The organism is Pilibacter termitis, assembly GCF_900167335.1.
In the GTDB taxonomy this organism is placed as follows: Bacteria; Bacillota; Bacilli; order Lactobacillales; family Streptococcaceae; genus Pilibacter; species Pilibacter termitis.
This window is the reverse complement of record NZ_FUXI01000011.1, coordinates 27,980-53,015: the sequence shown is the minus strand read 5'-3', so window position 1 is coordinate 53,015 and position 25,036 is coordinate 27,980. Positions and strand designations below refer to the sequence as shown.

Sequence of the window (25,036 nt, the reverse complement as noted above, 5' to 3'; positions counted from 1 at the left end):
AAGTAAACGGCACGGCTCACTGCCACAGACTTCAGAACACCCCTCGTAGCTTTTCTTTGTCTAGCTGTGAGGGGCAGAAGTTTGGTCGCTGTTCGCAGTGCCACTTGAAACTAAAGTTTCAAGCAAGTAAATGTCACGGCTCACTGCGACAAACTCCTGAACGCCCCTCGTAGCTTTTCTAGTTCAACGTAATTTTTGTTTGTGTGTTTTTTTCTTGTACTTGGGCGTTTACCTTTGTTGGTAGGCCGTATAGTTTGATAAAGCCGATTGCTGCGTCTTGGTCAAATTCGTCTGCTGAAGTGTAGGTTGCAAGATTTTCGTTGTATAATGAGTTTTCTGATTTACGACCTTCACAAATGGCATGACCTTTGAAAAGTTTTACTCTTACAATTCCGCTCACATTTTTTTGCGTTTCATCAATATATGCTTTCAGTGCGTCTGTTGCTGGATTATACCAGAGTGCATTGTAAATATGGTTGGCTAATTCATTTTCAATGACCGCTTTGAAATGACTCACTTCACGAACAAATGTCAAATCTTCCAAGTCTTTGTGGGCTTTCATAATTGTCAGTGCTGCTGGGCATTCATAGACTTCACGTGATTTGATTCCTACTAGACGGTTTTCAATATGGTCAATTCTTCCAACCCCATGCTTACCTGCAAGAGCATTTACTTCTTGGATAAGCTCATGAAGTGGCATTGCTACACCATTTACTGCAATAGGCAAACCTTTTTCAAATTCAAGCTCAATAATTTCTGGTACATCCGGTGCATCTTCAATGGCAACAGTCATCTCAAACGCATCTTCTGGACAAACTTCCCAAGGATTTTCTAAAATTCCTGCCTCAATCGCACGTCCCCAAAGGTTCATGTCAATAGAATATGGATTTTCCTTGTCTGCTGGTACTGGCACACCATGTTTTTCAGCATAATCAATTTCTTCCTCACGGCTCCATTTCCATTCACGAACTGGAGCGACTACTTCGATATGCGGAGCAAGCGAGTGAATCGCCACATCAAAACGTACTTGGTCATTTCCTTTACCTGTGCAACCATGAGCAATCGCTGTCGCCCCTATTTCTTCTGCCAACTCTACAAGTTTTTTGGCAATAAGTGGACGAGAAAGTGCTGAGATGAGTGGATATTTTTGCTCATAAAATAAATTCCCTTTGATTGCATACCCGACATACTCCTCTGCAAATTCCTGTCTTACGTCTAACACATAGCTATCAACTGCCCCGACTGTCAAGGCTTTTTTCTGGATAAAATCAAGGTCACGCCCTTCACCGACATCTAAGCAAACTGCGTAAACATCATAATTTTGTTCAGATAAATATTTAATTGCGACCGAAGTATCCAGTCCTCCAGAATATGCTAAAATCAATTTTGTCTTTGTCATAGTAATTTCCTCCGTTTTTTATTCGTCTTTTTTTATCAACGTTCCAATGCCCACATCGCTAAAGAGTTCCAGTAAAATGGAATGTTTAATTCTTCCGTCGATAATGGTCATTTCTTTTAGTCCATTTTGCATTGCATGAATCCCTGCTTGTACTTTTGGAATCATACCTCCTTGAATTGTTCCGTTTGCAATAGATTCTTTTACTTCGCTAACCGTCATTCGTGGAATAAAGGTTTCTGGGTCGTCCTTGTCTTTCATTACGCCACGCACATCTGTGAGCAAAATAAATTTTTCAGCCTTTAGAGCAGCTGCAATCTCAACTGCAGCAGTATCGGCATTGACATTGAGTAAGTCGCCGTTTTTATTCATCGCAATCGGTGCGATAATCGGAATAAATTTATTAGAAAAGGCAATTTCAATAACTTCTGGGTGAATGTTGGTAATTTTACCGACATAGCCGAGTTTTTCATTCAACTGAGTTGCCTCAATCATGCGACCGTCTACACCAGAAAGTCCTAATGCTTTGGCTCCTTTTTCAGATAAATATTGCACCAAACTTTTATTGACTTGCCCAATAAGCGTACTTGCAACAACTTCCATTGCCTCTTTTCCTGTCACACGCAAACCGTCTAAAAATTGGTGTTCAATTTTATGCAAATCAAGAGCTTTAGAAATCGCCGCTCCGCCACCGTGTACGATAACTACATTCACACCAATCATTTGTAAAAGTATGATGTCTTGCATGACACTTTTTTTCAATTCTTCGTTGCTCATTGCACTACCGCCATATTTGATGACAATGGTTTTGCCGTCAAAGCGTTGCATATAGGGCAAGGCTTCTATTAGTATTTTTGCTTGTAGCTGTCTTTGTTCCATTCTTCTCCTCCTACGCTATCAACAATTTATACAACAAAGCATTTTGTGCGTGCATTCTGTTTTCTGCCTCTTGGTAGATGAGCGAATGTTCACCGTCTATAATAGATGACGTAACTTCTTCTTCACGGTGAGCAGGTAAGCAGTGCATGAAATGATAATCACTTTTTGCCACTTTTACCAGTTCATCATTCACTTGATAAATCGTTTGGAATGCTTTCTCTCGCTCGTTTTGTTCGTGTTCACTTCCCATGCTTGCCCAGACATCTGTGAAAATGAAATCGGCATCTTTACACGCAACAAATGGATCTGTTGTAATTTCAATTGTTGCACCACTTTTTTCTGCAAGTTTCATTGCTTTTTTCACGATTTCCTCTTGTGGCTGATAAGCCGTAGGGGTGGCAATGGAGACGTTGATTCCTAAGATTGCACTTCCTAAAATATATGAATGTGCCATATTGTTTCCGTCACCAATGTACGCAATTTTCAAGTCTTCTAAACTTCCTTTGACTTCAAGCATTGTCTGGAAATCTGCTAAAATTTGGCAAGGATGATGACCGTCAGTCAAACCGTTGACAACGGGAATACTTGCGTGTGTCGCTAATTCTTTGACCATTTCATCACTAAATGTACGAATCATAATCGCATCAGCATAGCGACTCATTACATTTGCCGTGTCAAGAATTGGCTCTCCACGCCCCATTTGCGTGTTTTTAGAATCTAGGACAATCGCGTTCCCGCCTAAGCGATACATACCACTTTCAAAAGAAATCCGTGTACGTGTTGAAGATTTTTCAAAAATCATGATTAACGTTTTCCCTTTTAAAACTTCGCTATATTTTTCACGATTGTTTTTCATATCAATTGCCGTGTGTAAAATGTCTAAAAATTCTTCTTTGTTCAACTCCGTTAAGTCTAGTAAATCTTTGTTGTATAAGCTATTCATTCTCTATTTCCTCCAATACTTGAATAATTGCTGCAAGTCCACTTTGTAATTCTTCGTTTGCAATCGTAAGGGGTGGCAATAAACGTAACACATCATTTCCTGCGCTTAATGCTAAAACGTGTCGTTCTCGTAATTTTTGCAATGCCTTTTGCAGAGTGTCGCTTGAATCTAAAGCAATGCCAATCATCAATCCTTTTCCACGAATGGCTTTTACGTGTTTGTTTTTCGCCAAACCTTTTTGTAAAACGTCAAATGCCAAGGTACTTTTTTCTTGAACTTCTGTTAAAAATTCTTCTTGGTTGACTAGCTCAATCACTTTTTCTGCGACACTTAACGCTAGACGATTGCCACCAAAAGTTGTACCGTGGCTTCCTTGTGAAAATACTTCGCCTAATTCTTTTTTTCCAAGCATGGCACCGACTGGCACACCATTTCCCAAACCTTTTGCAAGGGTGAAAATGTCAGGAGAAATGCCGTAATCGCACCAAGCATAAAACGTACCTGTTCGTCCAATTCCTGTTTGTACTTCGTCAATGATAAGCAACGCACCATTGTCTTTTGCCACCTTCGCCAGCATTTGCAACCACTCTTTTTCTGCAGGAAGAACGCCGCCTTCGCCTTGAATAACTTCCACCATTACTGCCGCTACACTCTCGTCAATCTTCAACAAATCATCGAAAGAATTGTAGGTTAAATAGTCAAATGTTGGTAAAAGTGGAGCGAAACCTTGATGAATTTTTGCTTGCCCTGTTGCACTCATTGCACCAAACGTTCTGCCATGAAATGATTGTTTAAAGCTAAAAATTTTCTCTTTTCCTGTCGCTTTTCTAGCAAGTTTTATCGCCGCCTCGTTCGCCTCCGCACCGCTATTGCAGAAAAATGCTAGATAATCTTGCTCTATCGCTAGTAGTTTCGCCACTTTTTCTTGCAGTTCGCTCTCATAGAGGTTCGGAATATGCCAAATTTTCTCCACTTGGTCGTGCAATACTTTGACTAATTCTGGGTGGTTATACCCTAAATTTGTCACCCCAATGCCACTTGTCAAATCTAAATACTCTACGTTTTCTTTATCAAAAATTTTTGTCCCACTTCCTTTTTGAAACTCCAGTGGTAATCTTGCATAGTTTGGAAATAAATCGCTCATATTTTCCCCTCTCTTAATCACTATGTCGTGTAATGTCCGTTAATTTCAACGTATTCTTCGGTTAAATCACAACCATAAACGGTGTGTTCTTCTACTCCTGTATTCATCATCACCGTTATCTTAATTTCATCATTTTTTTGCAAATATTCCTTGGATTTTTCGAAATTTTCTGTTATCTCCTGTTGATTCTGAAAGATGATATGCTCCCCTAACTTGATAATGAGCTTATCCTTATCCAAATGAGCCTCTTCAACTTTTCCGATTGCCATAATAATTCTACCCCAGTTTGGGTCAGCTCCATAGACAGCGGTTTTCACCAAAGGAGAATTAACAATAGACTTTCCAATTATTTTCGCCTCTTTCTTTGAGATACAATTGGTTACCGTCACCTCAATCGTATGTTTTGCCCCTTCTGCATCTTTAACAATTTCCTTGCAAAGCGACAAACAAAGCTCGTCTAATGCTTTAGCAAATGCCTCTTTTTTCACCTCGTAAAGATTGCTTGTCATAAGTGCTACGGTATCACTTGTCGAAGTATCTGTATCAATGCTCATGCTATTAAAACTTTTCTCAACGCTATTGGAAAGTAACTCATGAATCTCCTCTTTTTCAACCACCGCATCACTCATTAAATACACGAGCATAGTTGCCATATTCGGCTCAATCATGCCACTTCCTTTGGCAATTCCTAAAAGTGTCGCCCCGCCAACTTTGATTGAGTGCATTTTCACTTTCGTGTCCGTTGTCATAATTGCCTCGGCAAATTCTTTTGCATTTAGCCGTGAAAGATTGTCACCTACCCCGTCCATGCCTGTGAGAATCGTATCAATTGGCAATTGAGGACCAATAATTCCTGTTGAGGAAGGAAGAATATTTTGGCTTGGAATTTCTAGCTCGTTTGCTAATTTGTCCACTATTTTCTGAGCGTTCGCTCGTCCTACTGCTCCAGTTGCAACGTTGGCAATCCCGCTTGTGACAACAAATGCTTGTAGACATTTATCTTTAATTGCCTCTCGACCTATCGGAATTGGCTCTCCGCAAAATTGGTTTTTTGTAAACATTGCACTTGCACTACATTCTTCTGGCGAATAAACCACGCCGAAATCTTTTTTTTGTTTTTTAATGCCTATATGTTTCCCTAAAAAGTAAAAACCTTTTGGGATTGCAATCGTGTTTTCCATGACTGTCTCCTCGTTCTTTCGATTTTTTTGTTTTTTCTTCTGTTTTTTTATTATCCTAAACTTCCTCGTCGTTTTACGGATATTTCCATGTGTTTCTTATTTGCTAGATTCATTGTTTGTTTCATCAAAATCTCCTCCTATACTAAAAAGTCCCTCAGCATACAATGATGCTAAGGGACGAAAGTTCATTTTTCGCGGTACCACTCTTGCTTGAGCTATAAAAGCTCATCTCTGGCTTGTAAAGTAAGCAACCCTCCGCTTATAAAAAGCAGCTCTCGAAAGTGCGGTTCATTTACGTCTGTTTGTTAATCTCACACCAACATTAACTCGCTAGAAAACATCTGTAAACTACTCTCTTTCTCAAAGAAAACGTATATTTAATAATATTTCTTTATACTCTAATCGTTTTTCTTGCTCTTGTCAACAAAAATTTGCAACTTTTTTATTAAATAACATCAAGGGAACACTGGAGCAAGCTGTAAACCTAGTGTTTCATCCATTCCAAAAAGCTGATTGAAATTCTGAATTGCTTGCCCTGCGGCACCTTTTATCAAGTTGTCAATCACTGAAACCACCGTCAAAACGTGTGTCGTAGAGTTGTAACTAAGCCCTATATCACAATAATTTGAGCCTACTACCTGTTTCATACTAGGTAAGGTATTTTTATTTTGCAGGCGAATGAATTTTTTCCCCTTGTAAACACGTTCATACCAATCATAAATGTCCTGCTCACTGAGTTCTTTTTTCATCTTAATATAACATGAAATAAATATCCCCCGAGTCGCTGGAACGAGCGTTGTTTGAAATTGAATGTAAGGAATTTCTTCATTCCACGTCTGTAATTTTTGCACAATTTCTGGAATATGCTGATGTTGATTTTGTTTGTAGAGGAATAAATTGTCCGAAATAAAACTAAAATGCGAGGTCTCTGACAATTTTTTTCCCGCACCTGACAAACCACTTTTCGCATCCACAATAATACTTTCCACATCAAACCAGTCCGTTTGAGCAATCGGGTGAAGTGCTAACAACGTTGCAGTTGCGTAACAACCCGGATTGGCAATATAGTGTTTTTCTGCACGCTCAAGGTCTGCCAAGGAATATTGAGCTTTATCCAGATACTTCTGCTCACAAGCGGGAGAATGGTACCATTTTTCATATTCTTCTTGATTTAACCGAAAATCTCCTGACAAATCAATGACAGGAAAATCGGCTTGGATAAAGGAAATAGCATCTTTTTTACTTACACCACTTGGGGTAGCAAAAAAGACAGCATCATTTTCTTCCATAATTTTCTTGGCATCAAACACTTGAATTTCTTGTTCACAAATAGAACTTAAACTTGGATATTGCTCGTTCATCAGTTGACCAGCAGTAGAATGTGCGTAAAGCCCATTGATTTCAACGCTAGGATGTGTCAACAATAGACGAACTAGCTCGACACCGCTATATCCAGTAACACCGACAATTGCGACTTTTTTTTTCATAAATGCCTCCTGAGTTAGTTTTAAATTCCCCCTATTATATCACACACCATAAATCGTATGTATCCCATATTTCCCAAAAATTTTCACTTCACCGCCTAGTAGACGGATTTCTTCTAAGGCAAACTCAATTAGCTCTAGTGGTTTGTCTACCACTAGGTCGATAAGGAAAAAATATTCTCCTAAGGACGTTTTTAATGGACGTGACTCGATTTTGCTTAGATTGATTTCTCGCCAACTGAAAGCGGAAAGAGCTTTGTAGAGGGAGCCGGGCATATTGCTTGGCATGGTAATGGCAATGCTCATTTGCTCACGTTCGACAGGAAGATAAGGCAAATGTGCCTCGTCTTTTCCGATAATCCAAAATCTTGTGTGATTACTCGCAATGTCTTGGATATTTTCTTTCACAATCTCCAAATCATACTTTTCAGCCGAAGCTCGCGGGGCAATCGCAGCAATTTTCTCCTGCGGATGTTCTGAGACAAAACTTGCTGCATAGGCAGTTGAAGGAGTTTGCTCCAAATCTGCATTTGGGAAATATTGACGGATAAACTCTTGTGATTGAGCCAATGCCTGAGGGTGCGAGAGAATTTTCGTTACTTCTTCCCAACGCTCCTTATTTTCCTTGCTAACCATTAATTGCTGATAAATTGGCAAGACAATTTCCGCCCCGACAGGAATGGTGCTTTGGTGAAATAAATAATCTACCGTTGTATTCACAGAACCTTCCAATGTATTTTCAATCGGCACAATCGCAAGGTCTACTTCGTGAAATTCCACCGCTTTGATACAGGCGGGAATGGAGCGATAAGGCACTAAATATTCACTAGGAAACGCATTAACCGCCGCCGTATGTGTAAAAGAACTTTCTGGACCTAAATAGCCAATTTTCATTTGTTCACCTCCTCGTAAATTTCATTTTTTTGAAACAAAATTTCTTCTGCTATTTCTTCAGGTGTTTTATTTTTCGTTTCAATAATCACACTTGCACTTTCCTCATAGAACGGCAATCGCCCTTCAAGAAGTGCCTGTATCTCCTCAGGTGTTTTATCTTGAGCAAGCGGACGAATATTTTTCTTATCATTTTGCAAACGTGAAATAAGCTCGTTTGTGTCAGTCGATAAAAAAATAACATCTTTTCTATTTTTCAATAACTTGCGATTTTCCTCACGCAACACAATCCCACCACCTGTGGAAATGACTGCTTGAGCGTGGCTGTATTTTGCCAATAACTCACTTTCTTTCTGGCGAAACGCATTTTCTCCGTGCAAAGCAAAATACTCCGAAATGCTCATTTCAAGATTTTCCACTAATTTTTCATCAAGGTCAAACTGTGGAATGGCTAATTTTTCAGCTAAAATTCTTCCAACGGTTGTCTTTCCAGAACCCATAAAGCCAATTAAAATCATTTTTTCACCGTGTTTTCCTTTTGTTCTAATTACAGGGCACCTCTAAAAACTCACGATTATCCAAAATTGCTAGTTTTCCGATTTTCTTCGTCAGTCTCCTCAACCTTGTCTAGCTAGGAGGGGCAGGAGTTTGGTCGTTGTTCGCAATGCTACTTGAAACTTCGTTTCAAGCAAGTAAATAGCATGGCTCACTACGACAAACTCCTGAACACCCCTCTTAGCTTTTCTATGAACCACATAGCTTTCGTCGATTTCCTCGAAAATCGAAAAACTAGTTAATTTTGGCTTAACCGGAGTTTTTAGAGGTGCCCTACATTATTTTGTTAATTATTCACAATATCGCTCGAAACTGCGTTTTAGATAATGTTCAAAACGTACTGATTCGCTTTTCTTTGTCTAGCTGTGAGGAGCTGAAACTTGGTCGCTGTTCACAACAGCACTTGAAACTAAAGTTTCCAGCAAGTAAATGCTGTGGCTCACTACGACAAGTTTCAAACCGCTCCTCTCCGCTTTTCTTATTGTCTAGCTACAAGGGGCAGGAGTTGGGGGACTGCTCTCAACGTCGCTCGCAACGTAAGTTGCGAGTAAATAAACGACGTGGTTCGCTGTCGCCAACTCCTGAACGCCCCACTTCGCTTTTCTATGTCTAGCTACAAGGGGCTGAAGTCTGGTGGCTGTTCACAGTGCCGCTCGAAACTTGCGTTTCGATGCTAGTCTTTCAAGAATCTTTGATTCTTAGAAAGACTGTATGCGAAACGAAGTGTAGTAGCAAGTAAACGGCACGGTTCACTGCCACAGACTTCAAAACGCCCCTTTTCGCTTTTCTGTGTCTAGCTACAAGTGGCAGGAGCTTGGTCGCTGTTCGCAACAGCACTGGAAACTAAAGTTTCCAGCAAGTAAATGCTGTGGCTCACTACGACAAGCTCCTGAACGCCCCTCTTCGCTTTTCTATGTGTACAATTTTTCTAAGTCATTGAAGAAATTTGGGTAGGAGACTGCTATTGCTTCTGCTTTTTCTAGTTCGATTGTTCCTTCTTTGACGAGTAGAGCGGCGATTTGTAACATCATTCCAATGCGGTGATCGCCATAGCTTGTTACCACACCGCCATTCAATGCAGTTTTTCCTTGAATAATCATTCCGTCATCTGTCGGCGTTATATTTGCTCCAAGGCGATTCAATTCGTTTGCCACCGCATCAATTCGGTTGGTTTCTTTCACTTTTAGCTCCTCGGCATCTTTAATCACGGTCACACCGTTTGCTTGTGTTGCCATTAAGGCAATAATTGGCAGTTCGTCAATCAATCGTGGAATAATTTCACCTTTAATCTCAATTCCTTTCAAATTACTCGTTTCCACGGTAATTTTACCAGACTTGTTATTTTCTCCTACTTCTTCAATGGTAATTTTCCCACCCATCTCCTTGATAACATCAATAATTCCTGTACGTGTTGGATTTAATCCGACATTTTCAAGTGTTATTTTACTATTTGGCACAATTAAACCAGCCACTAAAAAGAAAGCGGCAGATGAAATGTCCCCCGGCACAACCACTGTTTGTCCGTGAAGTGTTTGAGGGCCTTTGATACGAATTTCTTTGTCGTCCACTTCAATTGCCCCACCGAATTGCAAAATCATGTCTTCCGTATGGTCACGAGTTTTTTCTTTCTCAATCACCACCGTTTCACCGTTTGCTTGCAATCCCGCAAAAAGAATCGCAGATTTCACTTGAGCACTGGCAACTGGCATTTCATAGCGAATAGGCTGCAAATTTTCTGAACCCGTAATCGTAATTGGTGGATATTCTCCGCCGTCTTTTCCTGTGCATTTTGCCCCCATTTTATTGAGAGGGTTCATCACACGAGCCATTGGTCTTTTGGCAATGGAATTATCGCCATACATTTCCGTTGAAAAATTACTTCCCGCTAAAATGCCACTTGTCAAACGAATTGTCGTCCCAGAATTGCCGATATTTATCGCTGCACTCGGTTTTTGCAACCCTTCAAATCCTTTGCCGTGAATGGTAATCACCTCACCATCATCTTCAATTTTCACCCCTAACGCACGAAAAGCCTCCAGCGTACTCAAACAATCTTCTCCACGTAAAAAATTGTGAACACGTGTTACACCATGAGCAATCGCACCAAACATAATGCCTCGATGTGAAATTGACTTGTCACTCGGCACACAAAGCGTTCCTGATAATCCTTGTTTATTCGTTGTTAACTTCACAATATCATTCCTACTCTCTAGTTTTATTCCTCATAACACAAATAGCTCGTTTCATTTCGCAAAATTTCCATTGCACGTTTCAAATCGCCTTGTCGCTTAAACGTTAATTGCAAAATACCAAAAATATCTTCTCTCGTTTCAAGGATTTTCAGATTCACCAATGATAACTCGTGTTTTCCTAAAATCCCTGTCACTTCGGCAATAACCCCGGGAATGTCTGGCACGTCCACGAATAAATCATAAAACGCTGGCAACGCCCCTTCTTTATGCACGGGCATTTGATTTCTCGTTTTCTTTGCCGTGGCAAAAAATTCAAAAATCGCCTCTTGATTTTCCATTTTCAGCCATTTTTTCACGCCATTCATCACTTCTTGCCATTCTTCGATTAGCTCGAACAGCACTTCTTTGTTGTTTAGCAAAATATCCGTCCACATTCTAGGATCAGAGGAGGCAATTCTCGTTAAATCACGAAACCCACCCGCTGCCAAACGCTTTGCTCCTTGATGTTGTTCGTTAAACTCCTTGCTTTGATTAACCAAACCTGCTGCAATCACATGAGGAAGATGACTCAACATTCCTGTAATTTTATCATGTTCTTCACTCTCAAGCGTGACAAATTTCGCTTTTGTACCTGACAAAAGTGTTTGCAACTCCTCTATTTTTTCTTTTATCGTATCTTTTTGCGGAGTCAAAATATAATAAGCATTTTCAAATAACCGCTCATCTCCTGCTGAAACACCCGACTTGTGCGAACCAGCCATTGGATGTCCACCGATAAAATTTTTCAGTCCTAATACATTTGCTGTATCGACAATTTCTTTTTTTACACTTCCCACATCACTTATCAAAACATTCGATTGCAGGGGGAGTTTGCTCAATTTGACCAACTGACTTTTCACTGTTTCAACAGGTGAGCAAAGTAAAATAACATCAGAAATAGGGGCAACGTCCTCGAGTTTTCCACCTATTTCATCAATCATCCCTCTTTTCAAAGCAAATTCTTCTGAACTTTTTTGAATATCCAAGCCAATAATTTTCACATTTGGATGTTCTTTTTTTATCGCTAGAGCTAAAGAAGAACCAATTAGCCCTAAACCAACGATAAGCACTTTCTTTCCCATGTCGTCACGCTCCTAAAATAGTTTAAAACTGCTGAACATAACGACGATAGCTTTGAATTTCAGCTTTCATTTGCTCAAAAGAATCACTATCAAATTTTTCTATGAGGGCATTGGCAATTTCTGTTGCGACCACTGCCTCGCAGACTACACTTGCTGCTGGAACAGCGGTACTGTCTGAACGTTCTACGCTTGCTTTGTACGGCTCTTTCGTATCAATGTCTACACTTTGCAAAGGTTTATATAGCGTTGGGATTGGTTTCATCACCCCACGAACGATAATCGGCTGACCATTTGTCATGCCGCCTTCAAACCCGCCAAGATTATTGCTAAGTCTAGTATAGCCAACTTCTTTCTCCCAAACAATTTCGTCCATCACTTCACTGCCGAATTTGTTCCCCATATCAAATCCCGTACCAAATTCAACCCCTTTAAACGCATTAATACTCAAAACTGCTTGTGCAATTTTTGCATCTAGTTTTTTATCCCATTGCACAAAACTACCAAGTCCAACAGGCACCCCTGCTACTAGCACTTCAACAACGCCACCAATCGTGTCGCCGTTTTGCTTTGCTGTATCAATCAAGTTTTTCATTGACTCCTCAACACTCTCGTCAATGATACGCACTTCGGATTGCTCGGATTTTTCTTTAATCTCTTGAACACTTATCCCTTCTGGAATGGTCACGTTGATTCCACCAAGCGTTACCACGTGACCTGCTACTTCTATCTCAAGCTCACGCAATAATTTTTTCGCTACTGCACCAATTGCCACTCGCATAGTCGTCTCTCTTGCTGAGGAACGCTCCAAAACATTTCGCAAATCGCTATGACCGTATTTAATCCCACCCACTAAGTCAGCGTGACCCGGTCTAGGATGTTTCACTCGGCGAAGTTTCGCATCCTGTTCAGAAACTTCTTCAGACGACATAATCGTCTGCCAATTTTTCCAATCCTTGTTCTCCACAATCATTGTAACAGGAGAGCCAAGCGTTTTGCCGTGACGAACACCAGACGTAAATCGTACTCTGTCACTTTCAATTTTCATTCTTCCGCCTCTGCCATAGCCTGTCTGACGGCGGGCTAACTCAAGGTTAATATCTTCCGCACTAAGTGGCAATCCCGCAGGAAGCCCTTCAATAATAGCGGTCAATTCTGGTCCATGGGATTCTCCAGCTGTAATAAATCTCAAATTCCTACACCTCATCTCTTATTTCAAAGAAAGCCTTTGCGTTTTTGGAAATTAGTTGCTTTCAACTTCCAAATACTCTCGCATTTCTTCGGTATGAATATTTACAATCTTCGCCTGACCAATGTTTTCAAGCAAAATAATTTTCAGTTTTGCACCACGTGTTTTTTTGTCGTGGGTTAAGGCTTGGAAAAGTAATTCTTTCTCCCAATTTTCATAAGAAATTGGCAAACCAAATTTTTGAAGTTGTTCGATTAACTCCCTCGTTACACCTTTTGGTGTTAATCCTTTTTGCTCAGCGATACGGTTGATTTGCACCATGCCAATCGCTACTGCCTCGCCATGACTTACTACACCATACCCTGCTGTATTTTCAATCGCATGACCAATCGTATGCCCAAAATTCAAAATCAAGCGAATCCCGTTATCCAATTCATCTTCTTCAACAACTCTACGTTTAATCTTCAAACACTCGGTAATAATTTCCACTGAATGTTGGAGCAAATCTGCTGGGCTTTCTAATTCGTTCAACTTTTCCCAAAGATCTTTGTTGGCAATTGCAGCTGATTTTACAATTTCAGCAATCCCCTCTTTTACTCGACGAGATTCTAAAGTATTTAAAGTATTTGGGTCGATTAATACGCCGTCAGGTTGCCAAAATGCACCGACAAGATTTTTTGCATTTTTTGTGTTCACACCTGTTTTTCCGCCGATACTACTGTCAACTTGAGCAAGCAAGGTGGTAGGAACTTGTAAAAAATGAATCCCTCGCATATAAGTTGCAGCCGCAAATCCCGCCAAATCTCCAATAACTCCGCCACCAAGAGCTAGAATACCGTCTGTTCTCGTAAATTGATTTTCTGACAAATGGTCATAAATCTTCTCCGCATTTGCCAAAGATTTGCTCGGCTCTCCAGCTGCCACAACAAATTTTGTCGCCTCAAAGCCTTGTGCCTTTAATTGCTCCAAAACAAGCGAACCGTAAAGAGCGTCAACTGTCGTATCTGTAATAATGGCTATCCTTTGTTTTTTCCAAAGAGAAGAAACCCATTCTCCTACTTGCAAAAGACTATTCTTTTCAATGATAATTTTGTATTCATGATTTGGTAATTGAACACTTAGCATATCGTTCCCCCTCGCCTTTAGCTGAAAGTCTTGCTTACTCTCTAAAAATAACAAAGAGAGTAAGCAAACTAACAATAGTTACAATATATTACAATGCTTTAATTTCCTGCATTGCTTTTTCCATAATGTGTACTTCTTGCATCATTCTCATGTAAGTTTTTTCATTCAATGATTGCGGTCCGTCACTCCAAGCATTTGCTGGATCTGGGTGGATTTCGACAATCATTCCGTCAGCACCAGAGGCAACACCTGCTCTTGCCATAGGTGGCACCAAATCCCAAATTCCCACACCATGACTTGGGTCAACAATGATTGGGAAATGACTTAATTTTTTCATCAATGGTACAGCACTCAAGTCAAATGTGTTACGTGTTGCAGTTTCGTAAGTACGAATCCCACGTTCAATGAAAATGACATTGCTATTGTTTTGAACGGCAATGTACTCTGCTGCGTTCAACCATTCATCAATCGTTCCAGAAATCCCACGTTTTAAACCAATTGGTTTCCCAGTTTTTCCAACAGCACTCAATAACTTGAAGTTCTGCATATTTCTCGCACCGATTTGCAAAATATCACTGTATTCTGCAACCATGTCGATATGTCCTTCGTCCATAACTTCTGTGATCACTTTCATTCCAAGTTCATCAGCCGCTTGGCGAATGTATTTCAACCCTTCTTCTTCAAGTCCTTGGAAAGCGTATGGTGAAGTTCTAGGTTTAAATGCTCCACCACGCAAAATTTTCGCTCCGCCAGCTTTGGCAATTCTTGCACATTCACGAATTTGATCCAATCCCTCGATTGAACAAGGACCTGCCATTGTCACAAATTCCCCTCCACCAATTTTCACACCGTCAACGTCCACGATTGTGTCTTGTGGGTGAAATTCTCTTGAAGTCAATTTGTAAGTATGTGAAATACGCACCGTATTTTCAACACCTTCGTAGCTATTGAATGCAACATCTTGCATTTTACGTGTGTCGCCTAACAATCCGATAACAACTTGTTCTTCGCCACGATTGATTTGAACATCTAATCCTTCTGCCTCTACACGTTTAATTACTGCGTCCACTTGTTCTTTTGTTGCGTTGTTTTTCATAATAATAATCATAATTTTTTATCCTGCTTTCTTTTTTTTAATTTTTTTATTACACGTTTTGTTCATTTTTTTAGAGCAAGCTCTAAATTTCCTTCCTTTCTCCCTATGAATAAGAAAACATACTCTTAAACCTAGAAATAACAAAATAATAATTCTTCGTTTTTTCAAGTTCGTTCTCTGTTATCCTTATACAAAAAGCAAGCTACCTCACGTAAATTTTAGAAAAAATCTACGGCGATACCTTGCAAAAAGATAAATGAAAAAGCCACCATAGATTTTTTTATCTACGTGGCTTGAAAGTCATAGGGAAAATCCTTAGCCATCATAGATACAAACTTACGTTTTCGCCGTTTGTATCCATGATTTCACATGAACACAAACTATCTAAAATAGCTAAAGTAATACTTATTCAGTTGTGATTGTTTTTGTGTAAGATTTTTCATAATTTCCACTCCACATACTGTTTTATTTTAAGGATTGATATAACTATATCTCAACTTTTATTGGTTGTCAACTATTTTCTATTTCTTTTTTTAACATTCTCTATTAACAGAAAATAGAAATAAAAAATTCCCTTATACCATAAAGAAAACGAACCTTTTTTAATACCTCATGTCTATACATTGAATTAAGGAAAACTATCCATTCGATAGCTTTCCTTAATTTTTTAGGTCAAACGTTTCTCATCACCCACGAATTTGTCCGTTGCCATAAATAATGTATTTTTGGCTCGTCAAAGCGGGTAAGCCCATAGGTCCACGTGCGTGAAGTTTTTGCGTAGAAATGCCGATTTCTGCTCCAAATCCAAAAACAAATCCGTCAGTAAATCGAGTAGAGGCATTGACGTAGACTGCCGCAGAGTCAATTTCCTTGAGAAATTTTTGTGCAAACGTATAATTTTCCGTCACAATCGCCTCGCTATGACTGCTAGAATAGTAGTTGATATGTTCAATTGCCTCGTCAAGATTGCCAACGGTTTTGATTGCCAAAATATAATCTAAAAACTCCGTCTTATAATCTTCTTCTGTCGCTGGAACGGAGTGTTTCAAACATTTGCCCGCTTTCTCATCTGCTCTCAATTCAACGGAATATTTCGCAAGTCTCTCCTCCAATTTTGGCAAGAAAGCGGGGGCGATTTTTTCATGAACTACGAGCGTTTCCATTGAGTTACATACGCTAATTCGTTGAGTTTTGGCATTTTCGACAATATTCAAGCCCATTTCAATATCGGCAAATTCGTCAATATACACGTGACAATTGCCCACACCTGTCTCAATCACTGGCACACGTGCCTCACGTTTTACAGCCTGAATGAGACTGGCACTACCACGAGGGATAAGGCAATCTAGAATTTCCGTTGCGGTAAACATTTCCTGTGTACTCGCTCGTGTCGTATCATGAATAAGCTGAATACATTCACACGGCAAACCGCACGTTTCAAGCGTTTCCTGCATAATTTTCTCAAACGCACGATTCGTATAAATCGCCTCTTTTCCGCCACGAAGAATCACGGCATTGCCAGACTTAAAGCACAATGCTGCCGCATCAATCGTCACATTTGGACGGCTTTCATAAATCATGCCAATCACACCAAGTGGCACACGTTCTATACCAATTTTCAAACCGTCCTCATTTATCCACATTTTTTCGACAAGACCAATTGGATCTTCTAAATCAATGATTTTCCGAACGCCTAAAGCAATGTCCTCCAATCTCTCCTGCGTCAAATGCAAACGGTCAAGCATTCCCTCACCCATTCCATTCTCTTTTGCGACAAGAATATCTTTTTGATTCTCCTCAAGCACCCACTCGCTTTGTTCAAGTAAAGCCTCAGAAAGCAAACGTAAATAATTATTTTTCTCTTTTGTCGTAAGCGTGGCGAGAATTTTACTCGCTTTTTTTGCTTGGGTTCCTTTTTGGGTTGTTTCGGTCATTTGGTTGCTCCTTATTTTTTTTCTGAAGTCACATAAGTAAGTATAGATGAAATTTTCTCAAACATATCTTCATTATTTACTATACAAATTAGAAGTTTCTTTCTTACTCTTGATATATTTTGAAAAAGCATATTCCTACCAGAATAATAAGAATTAGCATTGCAGCAAATTCCATATTTTGTTTTTTTTTCATTTAATCTATACTCAAAATGTTGATCAAGCATCACCAACACATTATCAAATTCTTGCCCTATTACACGATGAGAGTTCTTCTTAACTGTGTCATTCTTATCTGATATTTCTTTTAAAGGATTGTCTCCATGGATATCTGCTGTGAATCTAATAGATGTATATTTTCTTTCCTCTGCTTGACAAATAAATTCTTCCATTCGCTGATAATTGTCAAAATATTTTATTTGTATTTCATTCTTATTATTTTTAATTCCATTAATTTCATTCAAATCAACAGGTAATGAAAACAAATATTGAATAAATTTCCTCATGCTAATGTTATTCCTACGTTTTTCCTTTAACTCTCTTTTATATTGACCATTTTTCTGTATATAGTCTAATAACTTATTTTTTATTTTTGCTTTATCTTCACTTATTTTCAATGTCTGTTCACTATCAATAGAAAAAATAAATTTTTTATCATGATTCGAAAGTTTCTCCTCAAGAATTTTAAACTGTTCTTCTTTCAGACGTTGTGTTTCGTCAATTAGTAGGAAATCAAAGTTTTCTTCTTGCAAAACACTCTCTATTGACTTAATCCCCCTTATATCAAACCCTTTCTTTTGGAGTGCTTCATGTCCTTTATTTAGGTATCCACAATGAAAAATTTTTACCTTTGACAAGTTGTATTCTGGATTGCTAATTAGCTCTTTTGCAATATCATAAAGCAAGAGTGATTTTCCTGTTCCAGCTTTTCCTTCGATCATGTGAACCGATTTATCCCCCTTTAGTATTTCTTTCTTCATTTGTTGTTGCTCCTTTGTCAATAGATATTTACCGTTATAAAAATCTTCTACATCATTAAAAGGAGAAACTAAGTAGTTATCAATGTTAAACAAAAGATTATAATCTTGAAAATTTGGTTTATCATATTTTTTTTGCTCCTTTAGATCATCTATAAAGCTGTAATTTAGCTCAACTTCCGATTTTTCGACTTCTCCTGTCTTTGAAATATATACTTTAATAAAAGTTTCAGTATCCGCCGAAAAAGAATAGAAATAAATAGGTTTTCCCAAAAACGTTAGATAAAAATAATTATTTTTTAATTGTTCTAACATTTTTTCTTCAGTGGCAGAAGATTTTAATTCTATATTTACAATACTATTTTCCCCTATCCTAAGTAAATCAAATTCTTTACCTATTTGAGGTATTACGTAACCAAAATTAAAGTAATCTGTTTCTAATAACAAATCTACCTCAGAAACTTTGTTTTTTAATAAAAATGAAATAAATGAATAAAAAACCTCTGCTTCACTTTTTGCACCATACTCTTTAGAACCATTGTTTTTAAACTCTACTCCATATGTGTCTATTATCCTCTGTGTATCAAACTCGCATAATTCAATTCCCTTTTTTAATGTTAAAAAATCCATTTTATTCCCTCCATGTATTATTTACCAAAAAACGTCCCAATCTCTTCCCCAGCAACCACATCAAACAAAACTCGTGGTTCGACGCCGCTTGTTAAAATCATGCCTTTTTCGTTGTTCAACAGCAATTTTGCACATTCTAACTTGCTGAGCATACCGCCTGTGCCAAATCTTGAGCCACTTCCTCCTGCTTGTTTCATGATTTCATCAGTGATTTTTGGTACGTGGGAAATCAATTTCGCACGTTTGTTGGTCAACGGATTGTCCGAATAAAAACCGTCAATGTCGCTTAGCATAATCAACAAATCCGCATCTGTTAAATTTGTAACAAGAGCTGCGAGCTTGTCATTGTCGCCAAACTTCGTCTCGTGATCTAGCTCATCTACACTAACCGTGTCATTTTCGTTGATAATCGGGATAATTTTTTCCTTGAAAAGCATTTCAAAAGTGTTGGTTACATTTTTTCGACTTTCTGGGTACTCAAAAACATCTTGTGTCAGCAACACTTGCCCAATCACTTGGTTGTAGCTGGAAAATCTTGCGTTGTAAATGTTCATCAGCTCCATTTGCCCAACGCTTGCAACCGCTTGTTGCATGGCAATTTCTTTTGGACGCTTGTCCAAACCAAACTTAGAAAGCCCTGCCCCCATTGCTCCACTTGACACAAGAGCGACTTCATAGCCCTTATGCACCAAATCACTTAGCACAAAGGCTAAATCATCAATCGCCTTGAGGTTCATTGCTCCCGTGCTGTAAACAAGGGAGCTTGTACCTACTTTAACAATTACTCTTTTTGCTTTTTTTACATTTTCTCTCACCATAATCTTACCTAGCTTTTCTCAAAAATTCTCCAAATTGAGCAATAAATTGCTCTAAAACGTCCATGCTACTTGCGTAGGAAATACGGAAATATCTATCTCCACTTTCTCCGAAAGAAATGCCGGGAATAATCGCCAATTTCGCTTCATTGGCAAGTCGTTTACCAAATTCCCAACTGTTTTCAGAATAAATATCAGGGATTTTACAGAACAAATAAAACGCACCGTCTGGCGAAACATATTCCACATCTAAACGAGAAAGTTCTTTCATCAAGTAATTTCTTCTCACCAAATATTCCGCACGCATTTTCTCCACATCTTCTTGACACTCTGTAAGTGCAACAATCCCCGCTTTTTGGCTCATCGTTGTCGCAGCCGTCACCAAATATTGATGTACTTTGATAATTTCGTCAATGATTGTTTTTCTGGCAAAAATAAACCCAATTCTCCACCCCGTCATCGCATGAGATTTCGATAAACCATTTAGCACAATCGTTTTTTCTGGCAAAAATTCTGCAATAGATGTATGTTCTTTTTCATAAATCAACTCAGAATACACTTCATCACTCACAATGAAAATTTCTTTTTCACTCAACGCTTCTGCAATCGCCTTGATTTCGTCTCTTGACAAAACTTTCCCTGTCGGATTGCTCGGGTAATTCAAGATAATCGCCTTGATTTTTTCGCCATATTTTGCAAAGGCAGTTTCTATCTGCTCTTTTGTCAATACAAAATTCGTTTCACTCGTATCAATGCCAACAAGCGTTGCTCCTGCAAGTGTAATCGTTGGCTCATATCCGGGATAAGCAGGGGTCGGAATCAACACCACGTCCCCTTCTTCTAAAATCGAAAGTAAGGTTGCTGAAATCGCCTCGGTCACCCCAACTGTCGTTAAAACTTCCGTTTGAGCATCATAGCTTAAATTGTATTTTTCCTTTTGAAACGCACAAGCTGCCTCACACAAGGCAGGCAAACCACGCATTCCTGTATAATGTGAAAAATTTTCCGAAATAGCTTGAATCCCCGCCTGTTTAATTTTCTCAGGCGTATCAAAATCAGGCTCGCCCAACGTGCATTTTAAAATATTGGGAATACTTGAGATTTCTTGGTCAAACAAACGAATGCTTGACACGTGAATATTCTCTAATCTTTTTTGAAATGTTGTCATATCTTCTCCCTCAAAATCAGTAATTTTCTATCTCTAATAACGCTTTGTAAAACTCTAATCCATTGTCTAATACATCCATGTTAAAGTCAAATTTTGGATTGTGCAACGCTGGCACATCTCCCACACCTAAAAAGAAAAAGACACACGGGAAATGTTCAGTGTAAACACCAAAATCTTCTGCTTGTAAAACAGGGTGTTCAAGAACTCTCAATGTTGAGATTGATTTTATTTTATCAAATAGCTCTGAATTATTCAAAACGGCAGGGTAGCCGTCATTGTAAATAAACTCTATTTTCGCTTGAAATTCTTCTTCAAAACGATTGGCAATTTTTCTCAAAGAATCTTTGATTTCTTGCTGATGAAGTGGACTATACGAGCGAATACTGCCTTTTATCGTCACTTCTTGAGCTAATACATTGCGAATCACACCGCCGTGTATTTCGCCAAATTTTAGCAAGTGGAGCATTTCTTCTGGCAGTTTTTTCTCATAATCATAAATTTCACTCATCAAGCGAACGGCAACTTCTAGGCTATCAATCCCCTCAGAACTCGAGGCGATATGTGCAGACTTTCCAAAAATTTGAATATCCGTTTCACTACTTTGAGCCATAAGCGGGCCTGATTTAGAAAAAACAGCTCCTTCCTCAAGCGTTGGCCACAGATGAAACCCGAAAATCGCCTGCACTTGATAGTGTTGGAGAAGTCCTGAGTCTAAAATACTTTTCGCTCCTCCTGCAATTTCTTCTGACGGTTGGTAAATCAATACGATATTGTATTTCATTTTCTCACGATTTTTGGCAATATAATCCGTCAAACCTAAGAGCATCGCCATATGTCCGTCATGCCCACAAGCGTGCATAAATCCCTCTCTTTTTGAGGCGAACGGCAATCCTGTTTCCTCCAAAATTGGCAAAGCGTCAATGTCCGTTCGAAATGCAATTGTTTTTTCTTTTTGATTGTCAAAATATAACACCAAACCTGTTTCGCCTACTTCATGCACAACAGCTCCGCAATTTTTTACTTGTTCGTACAAATACGCTTTCGTTTGAAACTCTTGAAAGCCAATTTCAGCGATTTGGTGAAGATTCATTCGATGATTTTTCATGCTTACACTACTTTCTTTAGTTGAAATACGTCTCATACAACGCACGAATTGCCGCTTTTTCCTTATCTGATTTTATCCCAAACATAACGGAAACTTCGCTACTTCCTTGGTTGATTAGCTCAAGGTTAATTCCTCTTTTTGACAAAGCAGTCGTTCCTTTTGCTGTCACCCCAATTTTTTCACGCATTCCCTCACCAACAATCATCAAAATAGAGAGATTATGCTCAAAATAAATTTCATCTGGAGCTAATACTTTCTTTATTTCTTCTAAAATCAACTGTTCTTTTTCTTCCGTCAAATATCGCTCACGCATAATAACGGAAATATCGTCAATCCCTGAAGGCATATGCTCAAAACTAATGTCAAATTTCTCCAAAATTTCTAGCACTTTTCGACCAAAACCTAATTCTCTATTCATCAAATATTTGCTAATATTCAAAGAGGCAAAACCGTCATCACCTGCGATTCCAACAACCGCAAGCTCTTTTTCCGTTCGACTTGCCAAAATTTTTGTTCCTGCGTGTGTTGGGTTATTTGTGTTTTTTATCACGACAGGGATTTTCGCTTGATACACAGGGAAAAGTGCCTCATCATGAATAACGGTGAATCCCGCATAAGCAAGTTCTCGCATTTCTTTATAAGTCAACTCCTGAATACTCATTGGCTCATGGACTACTCCGGGGTGAGCAGCAAAAATACCGTCCACATCTGTAAAGTTCTCGTAAAGTTCCGCCTCTACTCCTGCCGCTAAAATAGAACCTGTCACATCACTTCCCCCACGAGAAAACGTGCAAACATTGCCCGTTTCTGTCACACCAAAGAATCCCGGAATAACAAGCACTTCCTCAAAATTTTTGAGTTTTGCAAGATTGGCATAGCTACTTTCTAGCACACGAGCATTTGACGGCTCGCTTGTCACGATTAACCCTGCTTCTTTTGGTGAAATATAACGAGATTTCACTCCTCTTGACTGGAAAAAGACCGCAATTAATTTCGCTGAATTGTCCTCACCTGCCGATAAAAACGTATCACGCAAATAAGGATTGTCTCCTCTTTCTAACGTTGCCAGTCCTTTGATAGATGTGGCAATATCTTCTAAGACACTTTTCTCAATTTGCAATTCTTCGACCATTGATGCATAACGCTGAATAATTTTTTCAATAATTTCGGTTGTATCTTGCTCACTTTCGTACAAGTCGTAATACTCAATAAGCAAGTCAGTTACTTTAATATCTGCCTCCGTCACTTTTCCCGGTGCAGAAACAATGACAATTTTTCTTTTTTCGTCACTTTTCACAATATCTAAGACTTTTTCTAATTGCACAGCGTTCGCTACGGAACTACCGCCAAATTTCACTACTTTCATAAATCTAGCCCCCTCATTTTAGTTATTGGGTAGTCCTACATATAAAAAATCGTAGAACTACCCGTATTTTGTTATTTTTTTGAAAAAATCGCATGAGCAATTTGGACTGCGTTTGCTGCTGCACCCTTGCGAATATTGTCAGCAACTGTATAAAGTAAAAGTCCATTTTCACAAGAAGTATCTTTGCGAAGTCGTCCTACATAGACCTCATTCGTTCCATTTGCCAGCGTAGAAGTTGGGTATTGATGTTTTGCTCCGTTATCCACTACGACAATTCCCTCGTAGTCTGCTAGAGTTTTGCGAACTTGCTCTAAAGTAAATTCTTTCTCTAATTCAACAGCGATACTCACGCCATGACCATTTCTCACAGGTACACGCACGCACGTTGCGGTAACTGGAAGAGTATCGTCATGCAAAATTTTCCTTGTTTCATTGATCATTTTTCGCTCTTCTTTTGTATAGCCGTCCTCTAAAAAGACATCAATTTCAGGGATAGCCGTCTCGCTAATTGGGTAAGGATAAAATTCTGGGTCTTCACCTTTTTCAGTACGTTCTAAATCTTGAATCCCTCTAATCCCGCTACCAGAAACCGCTTGGTAAGTGGAATAGCTCACACGTTTTAATCCAAAGACATCTTGCAAGGCCTTGAGTGGCAAAACAGATTGAATGGTTGAGCAATTAGGATTGGCAATCAAATTATTTTTGCTGAAATCTTCCAAATTGACTTCAGGCACAATCAAGGGAATTTCCACATCTTCTCGCCATGCAGAAGAATTGTCAATCACGACCAAACCTTTATCTCTTGCAATCGGTGCAAATTTCTTTGAAACCCCTGCACCTGCTGAAAAAAGTGCCAAATCAAAGCCGTCAAAGGAATTTTCCGTTAATTCTTCAATCACATATTCTTTTCCTTTAAACAACACCGTTTTGCCTGCGGAACGAGCAGACGCCAAAGGTTTTAATTCTCCGACTGGAAAATTCAATTCTTCCAGCACTTTCAACATTGTTTGTCCTACTAAACCACTCGCTCCAACAACACAAGTTTTTACATTTTGCATTTTTTATTCCTCATCATTCATTTTTATTTAAATTACTTTCTCTTATTATAACTCACGCAAAGCACTAATGAGTGCAGTATTTTTTTCTGTTTTTTCGTCTACTTTTTTTAACACTCTGGCAGGAATCCCGCCGACTACGACATTTTCTGGTACATCTTCTAACACGATTGCTCCTGCTGCGACAACGGAATTTTTACCAATTTCCACCCCTTCTACCACGACCGCATTCGCTCCCACTAGCACGCCGTCATGGACGATAACTGGCTTGGCACTGGCTGGCTCAACCACTCCCGCTAACACTGCACCCGCTCCAATGTGACAATTTGCACCAACTGTTGCACGTCCGCCAAGCACTGCATTCATGTCAATCATCGTGCCACTTCCGATTACTGCTCCAATATTAATCACAGCCCCCATCATGACCACCGCATTTTCGCCGATTTCCACCTGATCACGAATAATCGCACCCGGCTCAATTCTCGCCTTGATGTCTTTCATATCAAGCAATGGCACAGCGGAATTTCTCGTATGGTTTTCAATTTCAATTTCTAAAATTTTCTCTTGATTTTCTTCAAGAACAGGTGAAATTTCCTCATAATCTCCAATCACTACACAAGAAGTATCCTCGCCAAACACTTTAGCATTTGGAAAGTGAATTTTCTCCTTTGTGTTCAAGTAAACCTTCACAGGTGTTTTCTTTTTGGCTGTTTGTATAAATTTAATTATTTCTTCTGCGTTCATTGTTGTTCCTTTCTGCGAGCTTCGTCCGCTCAAAGTCTTTTCTGCGAAATCA

General features: G+C 39.1%; 23 protein-coding genes and 1 other annotated feature. All 23 genes read right to left on the bottom strand.

Annotated features, from left to right (window positions below; genetic code table 11):
* Positions 1-178: 178 nt before the first annotated feature.
* Complete coding sequence (locus B5D30_RS05895; protein ID WP_078807124.1) at positions 179-1,399, bottom strand: argininosuccinate synthase; 1,221 nt, start codon at positions 1,397-1,399, stop codon at positions 179-181.
* 18 nt (positions 1,400-1,417) lie between these two features.
* Entirely contained in the window at positions 1,418-2,275 is an 858-nt protein-coding gene (gene argB, locus B5D30_RS05890) for an acetylglutamate kinase (protein WP_078807123.1), read from the bottom strand.
* 10 nt (positions 2,276-2,285) lie between these two features.
* A complete protein-coding gene (argF, locus tag B5D30_RS05885; RefSeq protein WP_078807122.1) occupies positions 2,286-3,218 on the bottom strand; it encodes an ornithine carbamoyltransferase in 933 nt (310 codons plus the stop codon).
* Entirely contained in the window at positions 3,211-4,362 is a 1,152-nt protein-coding gene (locus B5D30_RS05880; protein ID WP_078807121.1) for an acetylornithine transaminase, read from the bottom strand. Before B5D30_RS05880 ends, argF begins: the two co-directional genes overlap by 8 nt.
* 20 nt (positions 4,363-4,382) lie before the next feature.
* Complete coding sequence (gene argJ, locus B5D30_RS05875; protein ID WP_078807120.1) at positions 4,383-5,543, bottom strand: bifunctional glutamate N-acetyltransferase/amino-acid acetyltransferase ArgJ; 1,161 nt, start codon at positions 5,541-5,543, stop codon at positions 4,383-4,385.
* A gap of 170 nt (positions 5,544-5,713) precedes the next feature.
* Positions 5,714-5,916 (bottom strand) — a binding site (T-box leader).
* A gap of 82 nt (positions 5,917-5,998) precedes the next feature.
* The gene (gene argC, locus B5D30_RS05870) at positions 5,999-7,030 is read right to left on the bottom strand and encodes an N-acetyl-gamma-glutamyl-phosphate reductase (RefSeq protein WP_078807119.1); all 1,032 of its coding nucleotides are present in this window, start codon (positions 7,028-7,030) and stop codon (positions 5,999-6,001) included.
* Between the two features lie 39 nt (positions 7,031-7,069).
* Complete coding sequence (gene pheA, locus B5D30_RS05865) at positions 7,070-7,921, bottom strand: prephenate dehydratase (protein ID WP_078807118.1); 852 nt, start codon at positions 7,919-7,921, stop codon at positions 7,070-7,072.
* Entirely contained in the window at positions 7,918-8,436 is a 519-nt protein-coding gene (locus B5D30_RS05860; protein WP_078807117.1) for a shikimate kinase, read from the bottom strand. Before B5D30_RS05860 ends, pheA begins: the two co-directional genes overlap by 4 nt.
* 99 nt (positions 8,437-8,535) lie before the next feature.
* Positions 8,536-8,673, bottom strand: coding sequence for a hypothetical protein (locus B5D30_RS13575; protein WP_159443221.1), 138 nt, complete (start codon positions 8,671-8,673; stop codon positions 8,536-8,538).
* Between the two features lie 481 nt (positions 8,674-9,154).
* Positions 9,155-9,310 carry a hypothetical protein gene (locus B5D30_RS13570; RefSeq protein WP_159443229.1) on the bottom strand — a complete coding sequence of 52 codons (156 nt, stop codon included), beginning with the start codon at positions 9,308-9,310 and terminating at the stop codon, positions 9,155-9,157.
* 74 nt (positions 9,311-9,384) lie between these two features.
* Positions 9,385-10,665, bottom strand: a complete 1,281-nt coding sequence (gene aroA / locus B5D30_RS05855) for a 3-phosphoshikimate 1-carboxyvinyltransferase (RefSeq protein WP_078807116.1) — start codon at positions 10,663-10,665, stop codon at positions 9,385-9,387.
* Positions 10,666-10,688: 23 nt separating this feature from the next.
* Complete coding sequence (locus B5D30_RS05850) at positions 10,689-11,786, bottom strand: prephenate dehydrogenase (protein WP_078807115.1); 1,098 nt, start codon at positions 11,784-11,786, stop codon at positions 10,689-10,691.
* Positions 11,787-11,808: 22 nt separating this feature from the next.
* Positions 11,809-12,975, bottom strand: coding sequence for a chorismate synthase (gene aroC, locus B5D30_RS05845; RefSeq protein WP_078807114.1), 1,167 nt, complete (start codon positions 12,973-12,975; stop codon positions 11,809-11,811).
* Positions 12,976-13,026: 51 nt separating this feature from the next.
* The gene (gene aroB / locus B5D30_RS05840; RefSeq protein ID WP_078807113.1) at positions 13,027-14,097 is read right to left on the bottom strand and encodes a 3-dehydroquinate synthase; all 1,071 of its coding nucleotides are present in this window, start codon (positions 14,095-14,097) and stop codon (positions 13,027-13,029) included.
* Between the two features lie 88 nt (positions 14,098-14,185).
* The gene (aroF, locus tag B5D30_RS05835; protein WP_078807112.1) at positions 14,186-15,205 is read right to left on the bottom strand and encodes a 3-deoxy-7-phosphoheptulonate synthase; all 1,020 of its coding nucleotides are present in this window, start codon (positions 15,203-15,205) and stop codon (positions 14,186-14,188) included.
* Positions 15,206-15,879: 674 nt separating this feature from the next.
* Entirely contained in the window at positions 15,880-17,127 is a 1,248-nt protein-coding gene (locus tag B5D30_RS05830) for a glutamate-5-semialdehyde dehydrogenase (protein WP_078807110.1), read from the bottom strand.
* A gap of 11 nt (positions 17,128-17,138) precedes the next feature.
* On the bottom strand, positions 17,139-18,731 hold the full coding sequence (locus B5D30_RS05825) for a DNA/RNA helicase domain-containing protein (RefSeq protein ID WP_078807108.1): 1,593 nt from the start codon (positions 18,729-18,731) through the stop codon (positions 17,139-17,141).
* A 17-nt stretch (positions 18,732-18,748) separates the two neighbouring features.
* Complete coding sequence (gene proB / locus B5D30_RS05820; protein ID WP_078807152.1) at positions 18,749-19,546, bottom strand: glutamate 5-kinase; 798 nt, start codon at positions 19,544-19,546, stop codon at positions 18,749-18,751.
* A 7-nt stretch (positions 19,547-19,553) separates the two neighbouring features.
* Positions 19,554-20,714, bottom strand: coding sequence for an aminotransferase class I/II-fold pyridoxal phosphate-dependent enzyme (locus tag B5D30_RS05815; RefSeq protein WP_078807106.1), 1,161 nt, complete (start codon positions 20,712-20,714; stop codon positions 19,554-19,556).
* Positions 20,715-20,730: 16 nt separating this feature from the next.
* Positions 20,731-21,855 carry a M20 metallopeptidase family protein gene (locus tag B5D30_RS05810; RefSeq protein ID WP_234984626.1) on the bottom strand — a complete coding sequence of 375 codons (1,125 nt, stop codon included), beginning with the start codon at positions 21,853-21,855 and terminating at the stop codon, positions 20,731-20,733.
* Positions 21,836-23,185: an aspartate kinase gene (locus B5D30_RS05805; RefSeq protein WP_078807104.1), complete on the bottom strand. Its 1,350-nt coding sequence runs from the start codon at positions 23,183-23,185 to the stop codon at positions 21,836-21,838. Before B5D30_RS05805 ends, B5D30_RS05810 begins: the two co-directional genes overlap by 20 nt.
* Before the next feature lie 71 nt (positions 23,186-23,256).
* Positions 23,257-24,243 (bottom strand): aspartate-semialdehyde dehydrogenase, encoded by a 987-nt coding sequence (locus B5D30_RS05800; protein WP_078807102.1) that lies wholly within the window; start codon positions 24,241-24,243, stop codon positions 23,257-23,259.
* Between the two features lie 45 nt (positions 24,244-24,288).
* Positions 24,289-24,984 (bottom strand): 2,3,4,5-tetrahydropyridine-2,6-dicarboxylate N-acetyltransferase, encoded by a 696-nt coding sequence (gene dapD / locus B5D30_RS05795; protein WP_078807150.1) that lies wholly within the window; start codon positions 24,982-24,984, stop codon positions 24,289-24,291.
* Positions 24,985-25,036: the final 52 nt, after the last annotated feature.

Bases quoted from the DNA above. Each gene is read 5' to 3' on its own strand.
- B5D30_RS05895 (WP_078807124.1), bottom strand. From the start codon at position 1,399: ATGACAAAGACAAAATTGATTTTAGCATATTCTGGAGGACTGGATACT.
- argB (WP_078807123.1), bottom strand. From the start codon at position 2,275: ATGGAACAAAGACAGCTACAAGCAAAAATACTAATAGAAGCCTTGCCC.
- argF (WP_078807122.1), bottom strand. From the start codon at position 3,218: ATGAATAGCTTATACAACAAAGATTTACTAGACTTAACGGAGTTGAAC.
- B5D30_RS05880 (WP_078807121.1), bottom strand. From the start codon at position 4,362: ATGAGCGATTTATTTCCAAACTATGCAAGATTACCACTGGAGTTTCAA.
- argJ (WP_078807120.1), bottom strand. From the start codon at position 5,543: ATGGAAAACACGATTGCAATCCCAAAAGGTTTTTACTTTTTAGGGAAA.
- argC (WP_078807119.1), bottom strand. From the start codon at position 7,030: ATGAAAAAAAAAGTCGCAATTGTCGGTGTTACTGGATATAGCGGTGTC.
- pheA (WP_078807118.1), bottom strand. From the start codon at position 7,921: ATGAAAATTGGCTATTTAGGTCCAGAAAGTTCTTTTACACATACGGCG.
- B5D30_RS05860 (WP_078807117.1), bottom strand. From the start codon at position 8,436: ATGATTTTAATTGGCTTTATGGGTTCTGGAAAGACAACCGTTGGAAGA.
- B5D30_RS05850 (WP_078807115.1), bottom strand. From the start codon at position 11,786: ATGGGAAAGAAAGTGCTTATCGTTGGTTTAGGGCTAATTGGTTCTTCT.
- aroB (WP_078807113.1), bottom strand. From the start codon at position 14,097: ATGCTAAGTGTTCAATTACCAAATCATGAATACAAAATTATCATTGAA.
- aroF (WP_078807112.1), bottom strand. From the start codon at position 15,205: ATGATTATTATTATGAAAAACAACGCAACAAAAGAACAAGTGGACGCA.
- B5D30_RS05830 (WP_078807110.1), bottom strand. From the start codon at position 17,127: ATGACCGAAACAACCCAAAAAGGAACCCAAGCAAAAAAAGCGAGTAAA.
- B5D30_RS05825 (WP_078807108.1), bottom strand. From the start codon at position 18,731: ATGGATTTTTTAACATTAAAAAAGGGAATTGAATTATGCGAGTTTGAT.
- B5D30_RS05815 (WP_078807106.1), bottom strand. From the start codon at position 20,714: ATGACAACATTTCAAAAAAGATTAGAGAATATTCACGTGTCAAGCATT.
- B5D30_RS05810 (WP_234984626.1), bottom strand. From the start codon at position 21,855: ATGAGACGTATTTCAACTAAAGAAAGTAGTGTAAGCATGAAAAATCAT.
- B5D30_RS05805 (WP_078807104.1), bottom strand. From the start codon at position 23,185: ATGAAAGTAGTGAAATTTGGCGGTAGTTCCGTAGCGAACGCTGTGCAA.
- B5D30_RS05800 (WP_078807102.1), bottom strand. From the start codon at position 24,243: ATGCAAAATGTAAAAACTTGTGTTGTTGGAGCGAGTGGTTTAGTAGGA.
- dapD (WP_078807150.1), bottom strand. From the start codon at position 24,984: ATGAACGCAGAAGAAATAATTAAATTTATACAAACAGCCAAAAAGAAA.